Source organism: Microbispora sp. H10830 (assembly GCF_014161375.1).
GTDB lineage: Bacteria > Actinomycetota > Actinomycetes > Streptosporangiales > Streptosporangiaceae > Microbispora > Microbispora catharanthi.
Window position 1 is genome coordinate 15,787 of record NZ_JABBWX010000013.1, and the last position, 15,929, is coordinate 31,715.

Annotated in this window: 16 protein-coding genes; 8 read left to right on the plus strand and 8 right to left on the minus strand. The window is 73.1% G+C overall.

What is annotated here, in order from left to right; translation table 11 throughout:
• Positions 1 to 4 precede the first annotated feature (4 nt).
• Genes HHX35_RS29310 through HHX35_RS29325 form a run of 4 tightly spaced genes read left to right on the plus strand, consistent with a single transcriptional unit; the run spans position 5 to position 4,060 of the window.
• Complete coding sequence (locus tag HHX35_RS29310; protein ID WP_182901924.1) at positions 5 to 928, plus strand: carbohydrate ABC transporter permease; 924 nt, start codon at positions 5 to 7, stop codon at positions 926 to 928.
• Positions 925 to 1,767, plus strand: coding sequence for a carbohydrate ABC transporter permease (locus tag HHX35_RS29315; RefSeq protein ID WP_182901925.1), 843 nt, complete (start codon positions 925 to 927; stop codon positions 1,765 to 1,767). Before HHX35_RS29310 ends, HHX35_RS29315 begins: the two co-directional genes overlap by 4 nt.
• Positions 1,764 to 3,026, plus strand: a complete 1,263-nt coding sequence (locus HHX35_RS29320) for a 6-phospho-beta-glucosidase (RefSeq protein WP_182901926.1) — start codon at positions 1,764 to 1,766, stop codon at positions 3,024 to 3,026. Before HHX35_RS29315 ends, HHX35_RS29320 begins: the two co-directional genes overlap by 4 nt.
• Complete coding sequence (locus HHX35_RS29325) at positions 3,023 to 4,060, plus strand: BadF/BadG/BcrA/BcrD ATPase family protein (RefSeq protein ID WP_310739374.1); 1,038 nt, start codon at positions 3,023 to 3,025, stop codon at positions 4,058 to 4,060. The genes HHX35_RS29320 and HHX35_RS29325 overlap by 4 nt, the downstream gene beginning before the upstream one ends.
• Here HHX35_RS29325 and HHX35_RS29330 read toward each other — a convergent pair.
• Entirely contained in the window at positions 4,006 to 4,479 is a 474-nt protein-coding gene (locus HHX35_RS29330) for an Lrp/AsnC family transcriptional regulator (RefSeq protein ID WP_139572953.1), read from the minus strand. The genes HHX35_RS29325 and HHX35_RS29330 overlap by 55 nt on opposite strands.
• A 121-nt stretch (positions 4,480 to 4,600) precedes the next feature.
• Here HHX35_RS29330 and HHX35_RS29335 point away from each other — a divergent pair, with 121 nt between their 5' ends.
• Positions 4,601 to 4,879 (plus strand): hypothetical protein, encoded by a 279-nt coding sequence (locus tag HHX35_RS29335; protein WP_240808753.1) that lies wholly within the window; start codon positions 4,601 to 4,603, stop codon positions 4,877 to 4,879.
• A gap of 11 nt (positions 4,880 to 4,890) precedes the next feature.
• Positions 4,891 to 5,976, plus strand: coding sequence for a DUF6745 domain-containing protein (locus HHX35_RS29340; RefSeq protein WP_220506036.1), 1,086 nt, complete (start codon positions 4,891 to 4,893; stop codon positions 5,974 to 5,976).
• On the opposite strand, the gene HHX35_RS29345 is transcribed toward HHX35_RS29340, so the two are convergent.
• The 7 genes from HHX35_RS29345 to HHX35_RS29375 form a co-directional block, all read right to left on the minus strand.
• Entirely contained in the window at positions 5,952 to 6,803 is an 852-nt protein-coding gene (locus tag HHX35_RS29345; protein WP_182901927.1) for an STM4011 family radical SAM protein, read from the minus strand. The genes HHX35_RS29340 and HHX35_RS29345 overlap by 25 nt on opposite strands.
• Complete coding sequence (locus HHX35_RS29350) at positions 6,797 to 8,089, minus strand: STM4012 family radical SAM protein (protein WP_182901928.1); 1,293 nt, start codon at positions 8,087 to 8,089, stop codon at positions 6,797 to 6,799. The genes HHX35_RS29345 and HHX35_RS29350 overlap by 7 nt, the downstream gene beginning before the upstream one ends.
• Positions 8,076 to 8,861 (minus strand): STM4013/SEN3800 family hydrolase, encoded by a 786-nt coding sequence (locus HHX35_RS29355; RefSeq protein ID WP_182902135.1) that lies wholly within the window; start codon positions 8,859 to 8,861, stop codon positions 8,076 to 8,078. The genes HHX35_RS29350 and HHX35_RS29355 overlap by 14 nt, the downstream gene beginning before the upstream one ends.
• A complete protein-coding gene (locus tag HHX35_RS29360; protein ID WP_182901929.1) occupies positions 8,858 to 9,907 on the minus strand; it encodes an STM4014 family protein in 1,050 nt (349 codons plus the stop codon). The genes HHX35_RS29355 and HHX35_RS29360 overlap by 4 nt, the downstream gene beginning before the upstream one ends.
• Positions 9,904 to 10,863, minus strand: a complete 960-nt coding sequence (locus tag HHX35_RS29365) for an STM4015 family protein (protein WP_182901930.1) — start codon at positions 10,861 to 10,863, stop codon at positions 9,904 to 9,906. The genes HHX35_RS29360 and HHX35_RS29365 overlap by 4 nt, the downstream gene beginning before the upstream one ends.
• A 67-nt stretch (positions 10,864 to 10,930) precedes the next feature.
• Positions 10,931 to 12,706, minus strand: a complete 1,776-nt coding sequence (locus HHX35_RS29370) for a tetratricopeptide repeat protein (protein ID WP_182901931.1) — start codon at positions 12,704 to 12,706, stop codon at positions 10,931 to 10,933.
• 66 nt (positions 12,707 to 12,772) lie between these two features.
• Positions 12,773 to 13,891: a Xaa-Pro peptidase family protein gene (locus HHX35_RS29375; RefSeq protein ID WP_182902136.1), complete on the minus strand. Its 1,119-nt coding sequence runs from the start codon at positions 13,889 to 13,891 to the stop codon at positions 12,773 to 12,775.
• Positions 13,892 to 14,121: 230 nt separating this feature from the next.
• Here HHX35_RS29375 and HHX35_RS43880 point away from each other — a divergent pair, with 230 nt between their 5' ends.
• Both HHX35_RS43880 and HHX35_RS29385 read left to right on the plus strand, forming a co-directional pair.
• Entirely contained in the window at positions 14,122 to 15,006 is an 885-nt protein-coding gene (locus tag HHX35_RS43880) for a PP2C family protein-serine/threonine phosphatase (protein WP_240808756.1), read from the plus strand.
• Positions 15,007 to 15,031: 25 nt separating this feature from the next.
• Positions 15,032 to 15,922, plus strand: a complete 891-nt coding sequence (locus HHX35_RS29385) for a 5'-3' exonuclease (protein WP_182902137.1) — start codon at positions 15,032 to 15,034, stop codon at positions 15,920 to 15,922.
• Positions 15,923 to 15,929: the final 7 nt, after the last annotated feature.

The following is a 15,929-nucleotide window of genomic DNA, read 5'->3' on the forward strand; positions in this document are numbered from 1 at the left end:
GCCGATGGCAGGAACGGCTCTCAGCCGGGGAAATCTCCGTGCGCTGCTCTACCTGTCCCCCTGGCTCGCCGGGTTCGCGATCTTCTTCGTCTACCCGCTGGTGTCCACCGTCTACTTCTCCTTCCAGCGGTACGACCTGTTCACCCTGGAGCCCGTAGGGCTGCTCAACTGGGAGTACTTCCTCAAGGACCAGGCGGCCTGGACGGCGATCCGCAACACGCTGTGGCTTGTCGTGGTGATGGTCCCGCTGCGGGTGCTGTTCGGCCTCGGCGTCGCCCAGCTGGTGACCCGGCTGAAGGCCGGCGCCGGGGTCTACCGCACGATCTTCTACCTGCCGGCCCTGGTGCCGCTGGTGGCCGGGACGCTGGGGTTCGTGTTCCTGCTCAACCCCGGCACGGGGCCGGTGCAGGCGATCCTGTCGGCGGTCGGGCTGCCAGCGCCGGACTGGTTCGGCGACCCGGCGTGGTCGAAGTGGGGCCTCACTCTGCTGGGCCTGTGGTCGGTCGGCGACCTGATGGTCATCTTCATGGCCGCCCTGCTCGACGTGCCGAAACAGCTCTACGAGGCCGCCGCGATCGACGGCGCGAACGGCTGGCGGCAGTTCACCTCGATCACGCTGCCGGTGATCCGGCCGGTGTTGATGTTCGCCCTCGTCACCGGGGTGATCCAGACCCTGCAGTACTTCACCCAGGCCGAGGTCGCCGCGCGGGTCGCGTCCGGGGCGACCGACTCGGCCGGGTCGGTCTTCACCCCCGGCTACCCCGACCAGTCCACGCTGACGTTCCCGCAGTGGCTGTTCCAGCAGGGCTTCCGCGACTACGCGATGGGCTACGCCTGCGTGCTCGCGCTGATGCTGTTCGCGGTCGCGATGGTGTTCACGCTCATCCTGCTCCGGCAGTTCCGCGGCCTCGGCGAGGAGGACGTATGACGAGGCGCTCGGTGCACATGAGAGGCAGGGTGCTGCTGTGGGTCGCCCGGCACGCGCTGGCCATCGCGCTCGCGCTGATGTTCCTCGGCCCGCTGGTGTTCATCGCGCTCACGGCCCTGATGAGCGACCGGCAGGCGCTCACCTCCGACCTGTGGCCGCACGCCTGGAACTGGGGCAACTTCGCCGAGATCTTCGAGAAGGCGCCGCTGCTGACCTGGATCCGCAACACGCTTCTCTACTCGGTGCTCGCCACCGCGTTCATGCTGGTGTCGTCGATCCCCGTGGCGTACGCGCTGGCGCGGTTCCGCTTCCGCGGCCGCCGGCTGGCGTTCCTACTGGTGATCACCACGATGATGCTGCCGCCGCAGGTCGTGGCGGTGCCGATCTATCTGATCTGGGCCCGCTTCCACCTGACCGGCACGCTGTGGCCGCTGATCCTGCCGATGCTGCTCGGCGACGCGTTCTCGATCTTCCTGCTGCGCCAGTTCCTCGTCACGATCCCGCGCGAGTACTCCGACGCGGCCAAGGTCGACGGATGCGGCGAGTTCCGCACGCTCGTGCGGGTGATCCTGCCGATGGCCCGCCCGGCCGTCGCCGCCGTCGCGCTCTTCCAGTTCTTCTACTGCTGGAACGACTACTACGGGCCCCTGCTGTACGCGGGGACCGACCTGGACAGCTGGACGCTGTCGCTGGGACTGGCGGCGTTCCGGTCGGTGCACCGCGTGCAGTGGAACCTCACGATGGCCGCCACGCTGCTGGCCATGGCCCCGGTGATCATCGTGTTCTTCTTCGCCCAGAAGGTCTTCATCGAGGGCGTCAAGCTGACGGGAGTCAAATGAAGCTGGCCGTTGTCGGGGGCGGTTCCACGTACACGCCGGAGCTGATCGACGGTTTCGCCCGCCTGCGCGGCGAACTGCCGCTGTCGGAGATCGCACTCGTCGACCCCGACGAGCGACGGCTCGCGACGGTCGCCGGGATGGCCCGGCGGATGCTCGCCCGCGCCGGGCACCCGGCCGCGCTGACCACCGCCACCCGCGTGGAGGACGGCGTCGCCGGAGCCGCGGCGGTGCTGCTGCAGTTGCGCGTCGGCGGCCAGGCCGCCAGGAACGTCGACGAGACCCTGCCGCTGGAGTGCGGCTGCGTCGGGCAGGAGACCACGGGCGCCGGGGGCCTCGCCAAGGCCCTGCGGACCGTGCCTGTGGTGCTGGACATCGCGGAGAAGGTGCGCGCGCACGCGCCCGGCGCGTGGATCGTCGACTTCACCAACCCCGTCGGCATCGTCACCCGGGCGCTGCTCGACGCCGGGCACCGGGCCATCGGGCTGTGCAACGTGGCCATCGGGTTCCAGCGCCGCTTCGCCGCCCTCCTCGGCGTGGCCCCCGAGCGGATCGCGCTCGGCCACGTCGGGCTCAACCACCTCACCTGGGAGCGGTCCGTCCTGCTCGACGGCGTGGACGTGCTGCCCCGCCTGCTGGACGAGCACGGCGAGGGCATCGCCGAGGCCGTCGGCCTGCCGGTGCGGCTGGTCCGCCACCTGCGCGCCGTGCCGTCGTACTACCTGCGGTACTTCTACGACCACGACCGCGTGGTGGCCGAGCAGCGGACCTCGCCGTCGCGGGCCGCCGAGGTGGCGGCGATGGAGTCGGCGCTGCTGGAGATGTACGCCGACCCGGCCGTGGACACCAAGCCCGGCCTGCTGAACAGGCGGGGCGGCGCCTTCTACTCGGAGGCCGCCGTCGCCCTGGTCGCCTCGCTCATGGGCGACCGCGGGGACGTGCAGGTCGTCAACACCCGCAACAACGGCACGCTGCCGTTCCTCGACGACGACGCGGTGATCGAGGTCCCGGCCGCCGTCGGGGCCGCCGGGGCAGTCCCGCTGCCCGTCGATCCCGTGGAGCCGCTCTATCGGGGCCTGATCGCCCACGTGTCGGCGTACGAGTCGCTCGCCCTGGACGCGGCCCTGCACGGCGGGGAGGACCGCGTCAGGGACGCCCTGCTGGCCCATCCGCTGGTCGGCCAGGCCTGCCTCGCCGACGACCTCGCCACGCGCCTCGTGGAGGCCAACCGCGCCTTCCTGCCGTGGGCGGTGGCCCGGTGATCCGTACGGTGCTCGCCGTGGACGGCGGCAACAGCAAGACCGACGTCGCCCTCGTCCGCGAGGACGGCACGGTGCTCGCCGCCGCGCGCGGGCCCGCGTTCCTGCCGCAGAGCGCCGGAGCCGAAGCCGCCGTCGACGTGATCGGCCGGACCGTGCGGCGTGCCCTCGCCGACGAGACCGCCGCGCCGCCGTACGCCGACCACGTCGCGGCGTACGTCGCGGGCGCGGACCTGCCGGTCGAGGAGGAGCGGCTGCGGGCCGAACTGCTGGTCCGCGGCTACGGCGCGAGCGTGGTCGTCGGCAACGACACCTTCGCCCTGCTGCGGGCCGGGTCGGGCACGGGATGGGGTGTCGCCGTCGTCTGCGGCGCCGGGATCAACGCGGTGGGCGTCGGCCCCGCCGGGCAGGTCGCCCGCTTCCCCGCGCTCGGCCGCCTCAGCGGCGACTGGGGCGGCGGGCACCACCTGGGCGAGGAGGCGCTCTGGCACGCCGTCCGCGCCGAGGACGGCCGCGGCCCGGCGACCGCGCTGACCGACGTCGTGCGCGCCTGCTTCGGCGCCGCCACGGTCGAGGAGGTCGTCGTCGGGCTGCACTTCGGCGACCTGCCGGCCGACCGGCTGCACGCCCTCGTGCCGCCCCTGCTGGCCGCCGCCGCGGACGGGGACGCGATCGCCGGGTCGCTGGTGGAGCGGCAGGCCGAGGAGGTCGCGCTGCTGGGCGTCGTCGCCATGCGGCGGCTCGGCCTGCTCGCCGCGCCCTGTGAGGTCGTGCTCGGCGGCGGTGTGCTGACCGCCCGCCACCCCCTGCTGACGTCGCTGGTCGAGCGGCGCTACGCCGAACGCGCGCCGCTCGCCCGGCTCGCCGTCGCCGACGTACCGCCGATCGTGGGTGCCGCGCTGCTCGGCCTCGATCGCCTCGGCGCGCCCCCCGAGGCGTACGCCCGGGTGCGTGCGCACTTCCTCCGGGAGGAGGACGGCACTCAGCCCTCGGCGGCGTCCGCTTCCGGCTCCTTCTCGATCACCGGGGAGCGGTAGTCGTACGGCGTGCTGAGGACGACGGTCGTGCGCGTGCTGACGTTGGCGGAGGCGCGGATCTGCTGGAGGAGCTCCTCCAGTCCCAGAGGAGAGGCGACGCGGACCTTGAGGATGTAACTTTCATCGCCCGCGACGCTGTAGCACGCCTCGATGGCGGTCAGATGGCTCAGTCGCTCCGGCGCGTCGTCCGGCGCGGAGGGGTCGATCGGCTTGATCGAGACGAACGCGGTCATCGGGAGACCGATCTCGTCGTAGTCCACGAGAGCGGCGTATCCGCGGATGACGCCGCGCTTTTCCAGCCTGCGTACCCGCTGGTGCACGGCGGAGACCGACAGCCCGGTCTCCTTGGCCAAATCGGTGAAGCTCATCCGGCCGTCAGTCGCCAGCAGGGTGACGATTCGGCGATCGATCTCCTCCACCCCAGCAACGGTAGCGCCGCCCGAGACTGTCTCGTCCCGAAGCCACCGAATTGTCAGTGGGCCTGGCTAGCTTGCGATCATCGCCGAGACCGGAGGTCGACTGATGTATCGACAGGGAGACGTGTTGATCGTGCCCGTGACGGAGGAGTCGGTGCCGCGCGGACTGCGCCCGGTGCCGCGCGACCCGCGCGGGAGGCTGGTGCTGGCGGAGGGCGAGGCGACCGGGCACTGCCACGCGATCCCGGGCCCGGGAACGCTGTACCCCGGTTTCCTGCACCTGCCCGCGGGCGGGCGCCTCGTCCACGAGGAGCACGACCCGATCTCGCTGCCGAAGGGCTGGTTCCGGGTGATCCGCCAGCGGGAGTACGTGCCCGGCTCGTTCCGGACGGTTGCCGACTGATGGGCCGACTGATGGAGACGACGGAGACGATGGAGACGCTGACCTGGGAGCGCGTGGCCTTCGCCACCGGCGAAGGCGACCACGACGAGGCGTCGGCGGGAGTGCGGCTGGCCTACCGCGAGGCAGGCTTGCGCGAGCCGGAGGTGATCGTACGGCTGGCCTCCCCCGCCGCCGGGGCGATCGCGGCGGTGTGGCTGCTCGGCACCGACGAGGTCCGGGCGGCGATGGAGGAGATCGGCTTCGGGCGGCTGCGGGCCCTCGACGGCATCGACCCCGGGGTCTCGGTGCGCTACGAGGTCCGCACCGTGCCCTGGGAGAGCGCCAGGGCGGAGGCGAGCGCCGCCGCCGGGCCCGCCGGCTGGGCCCGGTTGTGGGAGGAGACGGGCGGCCGGCTGTGGCCGCGCGTCGACCGGCTGGTCACCGAGATCCGCAGGGCGATCGGCGACCTCGGCGGCGACGTGCTGCGCCAGGCGACGCTCGACGCGGTGCTCGGCCAGCACGACGCGCCCTGGCTGTCGGCCTTCGAGGGTCTGGAGGGGCTGAAGCGGGCCGCGCGGCACGCGGGCTGGTGGTGGCCGTACGAGCGGGTCGCGATCGTCACCGACCGGCCGGTGGAGCTGCACCTGGACGACGTGGGACGGCTGCACTCTACTTTCGGCTCCGGGCCTTTCGGCGCCGCGGCCGCGGCCCCGGCCCTGTCGTACGCCGACGGCTTCGCGCTGCACGCCTGGCACGGGATGCCCGTCCCCGCGGGGTTCGGCGCGACCATGGCCGCGCTCACCCCCGAGCGCATCCGCGCCGAGGAGAACGCGGAGCTGCGCCGCGTCATGCTGGAACACTTCGGCCTCGACCGCTACCTCGCCGAGTCGGGCGCCCGGCCGCGGCACTCCGACGAAACCGGCGTCCTGTGGCGGATCGACCTGCCGGGCGACGAGCCGGTGGTGATGGTCGAGGTGGTCAACTCGACGCCCGAGCCCGACGGCACCCGGCGCACCTACTTCCTGCGGGTCCCGCCGTGGGTGACCAGGGCCCGCGAGGGGGTGGCGTGGACCTTCGGCGTGCGCGAGGAGGACTACCACCCCGAACGGGAGACCTGACCCCAGGCGGCGGGGACGCGTTCCAGTACGCCCCCCGCGAAGACGTCGTAGAGGCCGAGGGGCTCCAGGTGGACGTACCCGATGTGACAGTCGCAGACGGGCAGCGGGCAGGCGCGGGGCCGCAGGGCGGGGCGGTACGAGCCGTCGTAGAGGTTGCCCAGGACCTCCGGCACGAAGTGGCAGCGCCTGACCGTCCCCTCGCCGTCCACCGAGATCACGCTGTCCCCGGTGCGGCACGGCAGGCCCAGGCTGCGGTGCGCGTGCCGGCTGTAGCCGAACAGCGGGTCGACGGCCGTCCAGTCCGCGGCCTCGGCGTCGCTGTAGACCCGGCCCTCCTGCGCGTTGACCCACAGGTAGGTCTCGGGCGGCAGGTCCGCCCGGAGCCTGCGGGCGTCCGCCAGATGCGCGGGGTCGCCGACGATGCCGACGCTGTGCCGTACGGGCAGCGAGCGGACCTTGGGCAGGAACCGCTCGTAGGGCACCTGGGTGGGGTGGTAGGTCACCCACAGCGCCGCCCGGTCCGACGCCTCCGCGAGCCAGCCGGTGCGGCAGCTCAGGTTCGTCTGGATGGCCACCCGGCGCACGTTGCCGAGCCAGGACAGCCGCACCAGCGCCTCGCGATACCAGGACCGCACCAGTCCCTCGCCCCACGGAGTGAACAACACCGAGATCTCGGCGTCCTGGGCCGCCACCCACGCCGTGAACCGCTCCAGGGCGGCCCGGTCGGCGCGCAGTTGTTCCGGGGTGTCCCTGCGCTTGGCGAACGGGCAGTAGCCGCAGTCGTAGTCGCAGCTCGCCAGCGGCCCCCGATAGAGGATGGTCAGCACGCGTCGTATTCCTCCATGAGCGCCCTCACGCGCGGCGAGAACAGCGCGGGGCCGATGGCGTCGGAGTGGGCGAGCCCCTCGGGGGTCGGGCGCACGGCGGACGCGTCCGCCGTCAGCCAGCCAGGGAAGCGGTCCAGCAGGGGGAAGTCGTCGAGCACGTCGGTGCCGAACCTGGACCGGTAGAGGTCCCGCGACAGCCCCTCGGTCCGCAGCAGCGACTGGATGAGGTGCCGCCTCCTGCGCTCCTCCTCGTCCAGGGCGAACCCCACGTTGGCCACGCCGAAGTCGTCGCGCCGCACGTAGTCGTCGATGATCGCCCGCACGTGGCGGGCCCCGACCGCGTACTCGAAGGAGTGGTGCAGGGCGCTCGTGTACGACCGGGCCCCGCAGCCGAGGCCGACCATGCCGTCGGTCTGGCAGCAGTAGTCCGTGGACGCCGTCGTATCGGGCAGCCGGAACATCCGCATGGACACCTGTTCGTACCCCGCGTCGAGCAGGTGGTCGCGGCCCAGGCGGTACAGCTCCATCCGCTGGTCGTCCCAGGCGCGGCCCTGCCTGCCCGACTGCCTGCCCAGCCCCGTGAGAGGCCGGACGTACAGCGGGTAGAGGTACAGCTCCTCCGGCTTCCACGTCAGCGCGGCGTCCAGCGAGTAGCGCCAGGAGTCGGGCGTCTGCCCGTCGATGCCGTAGATCAGGTCGATGTTGAGGGCCGCGATGCCCGACGCGCGGATCGCGTCGAGCGCGGCGTCCACCTCCGCGCGCTTCTGCGGACGTACGGCCGCGCGGGCCTCGGCGTCCGCGAAGCTCTGCACGCCGATCGAGATCCGGCTCGCGCCCCGCTCGGCCAGCACGGCGAGACGGTCGGGCGTGGCGGTGGCCGGGGAGGTCTCCACCGACAGCGGGATCTCCCGCAGGTCGACGCCCATCGCCTGCTCGGTGAGGTCGAACAGGCGGGTCAGCTCCCGGGCGTCAAGGTAGGTGGGCGTGCCGCCGCCGAAGGCCGCCGTCGTGAAGCGCGGCTCGTCCAGGGCGGCCCGTACGGCTCGCGCCTGCCGTTCCAGGGCGTCCAGGTAGGCCCCGGTGAGGCCCTCCGGAGCCCCGGTGCGGGTGAACAGGTTGCAGAACCCGCACCGCATCTCGCAGAACGGGATGTGGACGTACAGCGCGCCCGCCCGTTCCCCCGCCCAGACCTCGCTCAGGGCCGGGCGCGGATCGAGCGGCCGGTAGGCGGTCTTGTGCGGGTAGGCGTAGACGTATCCCTCATAAGGTCCCTCATAGGGGGTCATCGTGCTCCAGGATGAACTCGGCGTAGGGCACCGTCCAGACGACCTCGTGGCCCACGCGGTGCCCGACGTGCCCGTCCTCGCCGTACGCCGTCCCGTGGTCGGAGCAGACGATGACGAGGCAGGGCCGGCGCATCAGCGCGTACAGCCTCGCGATGTGCCGGTCGACGTATTCGAGCGCGGCGGCGTGGGTGTCCGGGCCGTCCCCGGTGGCGCCGGGCAGGTAGAAGTGGTTGGGCTGGTGCAACGCCGACACGTTGACGAACAGGAAGACCGGCCGGTCCCGCCGGGCCAGCACCTCCTCGGCGCGGTCGATCTGCCGTTCCAGCGAGTGGGGGCTGGTCACCCCGAACTCCGGCTCCCAGTGGCTCTCCGCGAACAGCCCCGGCAGGGCCGAGCCCAGCGGAGTCAGCTTGTTGAAGAACCCGACCCCGCCGACGCAGACCGTGTGGTAGCCGGCACGGGCGAGCCCGGCGGGCAGGTCGGGCGCGTCGAACACCCAGGTGCCCGCTCCGGTCGTCTCGCTGCCGGGGAAGGTGGCGGCGAACAGGCGCGGGTGCGGCCCCGGCGTGACCGGCGTGGGCAGGAACCCCGCGAAGATCGCGGCGTGCGCCGCGTAGGTGAAGCTGCCGGGGCTGTGCCGCCGCTCCCACCTGCGGCCGCCGGGCAGCAGGCCGGGCAGCCGCCCGGCGTCGGCCAGCTCGGCGGCGACGTCGTAGCGGAGCGTGTCGAGCGTGACCAGGAGGATGTCGTGGGTCCCCACGATCTCGTTCATGTCCATCGCCGATCCAGGATCGCCTCGGCCTGCTCGGCGTAGGTGTCCCTGCCTGTGCCCGCGAGGTCGCCCAGGCCGGGCAGCAGGTCGCCGAACGCGTTGACCTCCGCCACGGCCACCGACCGCCGGTCGGCGCCGACCATGAGGTCGACACCGGCGGTCAGGCTCCCCGGGAAGCAGGCGGCGGTCCGGGCGGTTACGTCGAGCACCCGCTGCCACAGGCCGGGTCGCGCGCTGACCACGCCGAGGTCGCCCCGCTGGCCGCCGAGGTGCAGGTTGGTGATCGGCGTCCTGCTCGTGCGCATCACCGCGTGGGTCGGGCTCCCGGCCACGGTCACGACGCGCAGGTCGAACGTCCTGCCGCCCGCCGACGCCTTCGGGAACCACCGCTCCACGTGCAGCCCGTCGGGCGCGAGCGTCTCGACCAGCGCCTTCACGTCGGCCTCGTCCTCATAGGCGCGGACCCGCAGCGAGTTGCACAACGTGCCGCCGATCCACGCCGCCGAGGTGACCGCCTTGACCCGGCCCGCGTGGGCCTGGAAGGCGACCACCCCGGAGGCCGACGAGCCGTGGGCGGGCTTGACGAACACACGGGCCCAGCCCCGCTCGGCCATCCGCTCGCGCAGCTCGCCGTACGAGCCGGCCTCGAAGGCGGGCGGCACCGGCACCCCGGCCGCGGACAACCGGGCGTGGCAGCGGCGTTTGTCGAACATCACCGCGATCTCCTCGACGTCCCCCAGCAGGCGGACGCCGGGGAGCGCGGCGATCCTCCGCAGCCCCGCGGTGAAGGCGGCGTACCAGGCCGCGCCCCCGCCGACCCGGGTGGGGTCCCCCGGTCCGCGCAGCAGCGCGTCTGTCTCCGCGTCCTCGCTCGGCGAGTCGATCCGCACCAGCGTCCCCGGCGGCAGGCCGATCTCGCGTCCGGTCAGCACGTCACGCCAGGAGACCACCCGCGGCTCGGGCAGCCCCCGGGCGACGACGGCGTCGCGGAACTTCGTCACCCGCCGGTCGCCCGGCACGCCGACGACAGAGAGGCTCGGTGTCACTCGCTCACCGCCACGTAACGCCAGACCTCACCCTCGTCCTCCTCGGCCTCCTCCTGTTTCGACAGGTCGACCTCGACGCCCGGCAGCGCCTCGGTCACCCGGGCGACCATCGCGTCGGTGAGGAAATGGTGGTGCAGGTCGAGCGTGTGCAGGTGGGTCAGCGGCTGCCCGCCGAGCAGGGCCTCCGCCCCGGCGTCGGTGAGCATGCCCATCGAGAGGGCGAGAGACTCCAGCCGGGCGACGACCGGCGCGGCGGCCACGGCCGCCGCGATCTCGTCCTGGATCTCGCTGTCCTGCAGGCCGAGGTGGCGCAGCGCCGGCAGCCGCTCCCCGGACAGGATCGGCGCCAGATCGGCGACGGTGGCGTTCCCGCCGTAGTCCTCGACCCCCAGCCACAGCTCCAGGTGCTCCAACGCGGGAAGCTCGCAGGCCCCGATCGCACGCACCACCTCGGCGGGCAGCCCGCCGGTCTCGAACCGCAGCATGCGCAGCGACTCGTGCCTGACGGGCCTGAGCTCGAGTCCCGTGCCGCCGCGCACCTCCAGCCGCTCCAGCCGGGGGAACGCCTCAAGCAGCGGTGTCACGTCCGACTGCGTGATCCAGGAGATCTCCGCCTGGTCGGAACTGAGCGCGCCAAGGAAGAGCGAGCGCAGCCCGGGGAACCGGGCGGCGTTGTCGACGAGCAGGCCGACAAGGTGCTCCGACGAGGTTCCGTAGCAGTCCTCCCACTCGCCGATCACGAGTGCCGGAACCTTGGCCGTGTCCACACGCTTCAGTAAGGCGTCGAACGCCTCGTCGACGTCATAGTCGTCCATCTCCGCGCTGATCCGCACCGCCACCGAAGCCGGGTCGGGGATCTCCTCGTCCTCCTCGGGGACAACTTCGATCACCGGCAGCCCGGCGTAACTGTCCTCGTACCGGTGCTTGTAGCCGAAGTAGGTGTCGTACGGGATCATGGGCGGACTTTCTCGTCGGGGGGAGTCGGCGGGTCCGTCCTACCAGACCCCGGCGACAATTACGCGATCACGCGTCCGCGGCCAGCGCCCGTACGTCGGGGTGCATGCCGGGGGTCGCCGACACGAGGGCTGCGAGCGAGCCGAGGATCGTCACGGGCCGCGTCCTCGACGCCTCCACGGCGGCCAGGTAGCGCCAGGCCACCAGTTCGGCCACGTCGTGGCGGGCGTCCGGGTCCACCCAGGCCGTGGCGATCATTCCCAGCAGGGCGGCCTCGGTCACCCAGTCCTCCGGCCCGTAGGCCAGGTCGGCCAACACGCTCCTGCGCTCGGACTCCGCCCACGCCTGACCGGCCTGGTGGTGGGCGATGCCGAGACAGGCCCACGCCTGGACCTGCCTGATCCACAGCGGCACGGCCGCCGGCTCGCCGTACGGCGACAGCGGTGGGTGGGCGAGCACGCCGAGCAGGTCGCCGAGGGACAGGCCCGACAGGCGTACGGCGTGGTCGTAGGCGGCCGGCAGGTGCGGCCAGCGCAGCGTCGCGACGGCGGCGACGGCCTCCAGCGCCTCGCGGGACGGCGGCGGCACGGCGGGCACGGCCGTCATGCCCTCGTAACGCCACACCCGGCGTGTCACGCTCCGCACCAGGCCGTGGGCGTACACCTCCGGCACGGTCAGCCGCGCGTCGGGGGCCGGCGCGTCGGCGACGGTCACCGCGAAGCCGGGCACGACCAGGGAGAAGGCGAGCAGCGCGCTGGGCGGCTCGGGGGCGGAGACCGTGAGCTCCCCGCTCGCCGGGGGCTCCTCCTGCTCCACCATCTGGTAGAGCACGTCGATCACCGACTCCGTCGGGCCGGGGACGCGTCCCAGCCAGAGGCGCAGCGCGCAGTGCTCGCCGAGGACCGCGTCACCGTGCTCGTTTCCGGGGTCGTCGCGCAGGTGGTCGGCCAGCTCCACCAGGTGGCGGACGTCCCCGTCCCGCTCGAAACGCATCCCGCAGGCAGTCGGATAGGCGTTCGGGTGCCGGGGCTCGCGCCGCAGCGCGCGCTCCACCCACTCCAGGCCCTCCTCCGGGCGACCGCTGCTGTACAGCATCTCGCCGATGTCGGTGTACAACGCGAGGTTGGCGGGGTCGTGCTCGAGCGCCCGCACCATCGCCCGCTCGGCCTCGGGCCACCGATGCAGGTCGCGGCACGCGTATCCCTCGGCCAGGGCGGCCTGGAAGGACGGCGCCAGCGCGTAGGAGCGGGCGGCCAGCTCCACCGCCTCCTCGGCCTCCCCCACCCGGCGCAGGAGGAGCGAGGCCAGCCAGAGCAGCGACGCGTCGTCCGGATGGGCGCGCAGCGCGCCCCGCACCAGGGTGACGTACGGCAGCAGCGCCTCGCGGCCGTCCTCCGGCACCGTGCCGGGCAGCCCGGAGGCCAGCAGCGAGACGAGCGAGCCCAGTTCGCCGGGCGGGATCCGCCCGGGCAGCTCGGGGTCGAGCACCCACGGCACGTGCGCCCAGCGTCCTCCCGGCTCGTGCCGCTGCACCGAGATCAGCAGGCGCAGCGCGGGCACGTGCTCGCCTCGCGCGGCCAGTGCGTGGGCGCGGGCCAGCGCGGTGCCGAGGAAGACCGGCTCCTCCAGGGGGAACAGGTCCGGCCCGCCGCCCGGCCCGGCCAGCAGTCGCGCCAGCATCTCGTGGGCCTCGGGCAGGGCGGGATCGTGGGCCAGCGCCGCCGCGACGTGCGCGGCGGCGTGCCCGGTCTCCCCGTCGGCCAGGGCCAGCCGCGCCATGCTGACCTCGCCCTCGGCCTGGGCGCGGGGATCGTCCATGCCCTCGTCGATGCCCTCGTGCGTCATACGTCCTCCGATCCGGCAGTCGTGATCATCACTCTGCCAGAGCGGCGGAGAGCACAGCCGCAGGGATCAGTCGACCACGACCAGGTCCCTGGTGGTGTTGTTCATCCGCTCTCCGGCGGTCTCGCCGCAGACGACGATGTCCTCGATCCGGGCGCCGTGCCGTCCGGGCAGGTAGATGCCCGGCTCGATGGAGAAGGCGAACCCCGGCCGCATCTCCTCGGTGTTGCCCGCGACGATGTACGGCTCCTCGTGCGTCTCCAGGCCGATGCCGTGCCCGGTGCGGTGGACGAAGTACTCGCCGTACCCCGCCTCCGCGATCACCTCGCGGGCGGCGGCGTCCACCGACTCGCAGCTCACGCCGGGCCTGACGTGGGCGCAGGCGGCCTCCTGGGCGCGCTTGAGCACCTCGTAGTACGCCGCGAAGTCGGCCGGGGGCTCGCCCACGCAGTAGGTCCGCGTGGAGTCGGAGCAGTAGCCGCTCGGCATGACGCCGCCGATGTCGACCACGACGGGCTCGCCGGGCCGGATCACCCGGTCGGTCAGCTCGGCGTGCGGGCTGGCGCCGTTCGGGCCCGAGCCCACGATCACGAAGTCGACCCTGGCGTGGCCCGCGTCGATGATCGCCTCCGCGATGTCCTTGCCGACCTCCCGCTCGGTGCGACCGGCCTTCAGCAACTGGGGCACCAGGTTGTGCACGGCGTCGATGGCCGCCCCCGCCTCCGCGAGCGCCGCCTTCTCCGCGGGCGACTTGCGCATGCGCAGCTCGCGCAGGACGCTCCCGGCCAGCACCTGCTCGGCCCCGGGCATGGCCGCGCGGAACCGCAGCGACTGCAACGCCCACATGCGGTCGGCGAGCCCGACCCGGGCGACCGGGCCCAGACGGCGGGCCACCTCGGCGAACGGGTCGTCGGTCTCGTCCCACGCGACGAACTCGATGCCGAGCCGGGAGGCGGGCGAGTGCTCGGCGGCCGGCAGCTCCAGGCGCGGCACCATCAGGAACGGCGCGCCGGACGCCGGCACGACCAGGCAGGTCAGGCGTTCCAGCGGCATCGCGTCGTAGCCGGTCACAAAGCGGAGGTCGGGGCCTGGCGTCAGCAGCAGCGCGTCGAGGCCGGCGCGGTCGACGGCCTCGCTCACTGCGGCCGGACGGGTCGTGGGATACAGGTCGGAGTGCTCCGGGGACATCGTCGTCACGCGACCTAATCTAACGAGCGCGGGCCCTGACGACGTACTCAGGTGCGCATACCACAGCCGCCACGCGGGCGAGCTTCGCGGGGCTCTGGCTTATTCCACGCCATAGAAGAAAACCAACCCCTGCGGAATGCAGGACTGCTACGCTCCGCGTCAGGGCGAGCACGGAACGTCCGCAAGGCACTGCAAGAGCGGCATCGAGAGCGAGACAAATGGTCGGCGTAGTGGGCGGCACGAGGCCCGCCCTTCCCCCCGCGGACGACCGCGACCCGGACATGACGCCCGGCGCCGCCCCCGTCGGCACCCTCGTGGTTCAGGACATCGGCGGACGGCGGTGGGCCGAGCGCCGGGAACGCGCCGTCGAGGAGCGCCGCGTCACCCTGGCGCTGCGGGAGGCGATCCTGCCCGAGCCCGGCGCGTCGATCGACCTGCCCTACGCCCGGATCGCGGTCCGGTACGTCCCGGCAGGCCGGGCGTCGAGCCTCGGCGGCGACTGGTACGACGCCGCGCCGCTGCCCGACGGGCGCATGTTCCTCGCGGTGGGCGACGTGTCCGGACACGGCCTGCCCGCGATCGCCGAAATGGCTCAGCTGCGTCACGCGCTGCTCGGCCTGAGCATGACGGGGGCCTGCCCCGGCAGGCTGCTGACGTGGTTGAACACCCTGGTCCTCACCCGGTTGGACGACACCACTGCGACCGCCGTGTGCGGCCACTTCGACCCGGCGACCCGCCTTTTCACGTGGGCACAGGCGGGCCACCCCGCCCCGATCCTGGTGCGTCGCGGGGGCGCGCGCCAGCTCGGGGCGCCCCGGGGGGTCGTGCTCGGGGCGACGTCGAGCCTGCCGTACGGGGTGGCCGACGTCCGCCTCGAGCCCGGCGACCTGCTGCTGATGTTCACCGACGGCCTGGTCGAGCGCCGCTCGCGCGACATCGGCGCGGGGGTGTCCCTCATCGTGGAGGCGGCCGTGGCGACCGGGCTCGGCACGGCCGGAGCGGACCTCGACGCGGGCCTCGACCGCCTGCTGGAGGCGATCGGCGGCCCCAACCCCGAGGACGACACCTGCCTGCTGGCCGTGGCGGTGACCGGAGAGGGTCCGCGGCACCCCTGACAGGCGTGACAATGGCAGGGTGCTGATGCTTCTCGACACCCCGTCGCTGTACTTCCGCGCCTTCTACGGAGTCCCGGAGTCGGTGACCTCGCCGGACGGCATGCCGGTCAACGCGGTGCGCGGGCTCCTCGACATGATCGCCACCCTGGTCCGGCAGCACTCCCCCGCCCAGATCGTGGCGTGCATGGACGCCGACTGGCGGCCGGCGTTCCGGGTGGCCGCGATCCCGTCGTACAAGGCGCACCGGGTGGCGAGCGGCGACGAGGAGGAGGTGCCGGACACGCTGGCCCCGCAGGTCCCGGTCATCGAGGAGGTCCTGGACGCGCTGGGCATCGCCCGCGTCGGCGTCGCCGGATACGAGGCCGACGACGTGATCGGCACCTACGCGACCGCCGCCGCCGACGCCGTGGACATCGTCACGGGCGACCGCGACCTGTTCCAGCTCGTGGACGACGAGAAGCCCTGCCGCGCCCTTTACACAGTAAGGGGAATCCGTAACCTCCAGATCATCGATGAGGCGTTCGTCCGGGAGAAGTACGGCATCCCGGGGCGGGCGTACGCCGACTTCGCGACGCTGCGCGGCGACCCGAGCGACGGCCTGCCCGGTGTCGCCGGCATCGGCGAGAAGACGGCGGCGGCTCTCATCACGCGCTTCGGCTCGCTGTCCACGCTGCTCGCCGCCCTGGACGACGGCGGCGCCGACGGCTTCCCCGCGGGCGCACGCAACAAGCTCGCCGCCGCCCGCGACTACCTGGAGGTCGCCCCTGCCGTGGTACGGGTGGCCCACGACGTCCCGGTCCCGGACGTCGACATCGCCCTGCCCGCCGCACCGCGCGACCCCGAGCGCCTGGTCGCGCTGTCGGAGAAGCACGGCCTGGACAGCCCGCTCAACCGCCTGCTCGCCGCACTGGCCTGACCCCCGG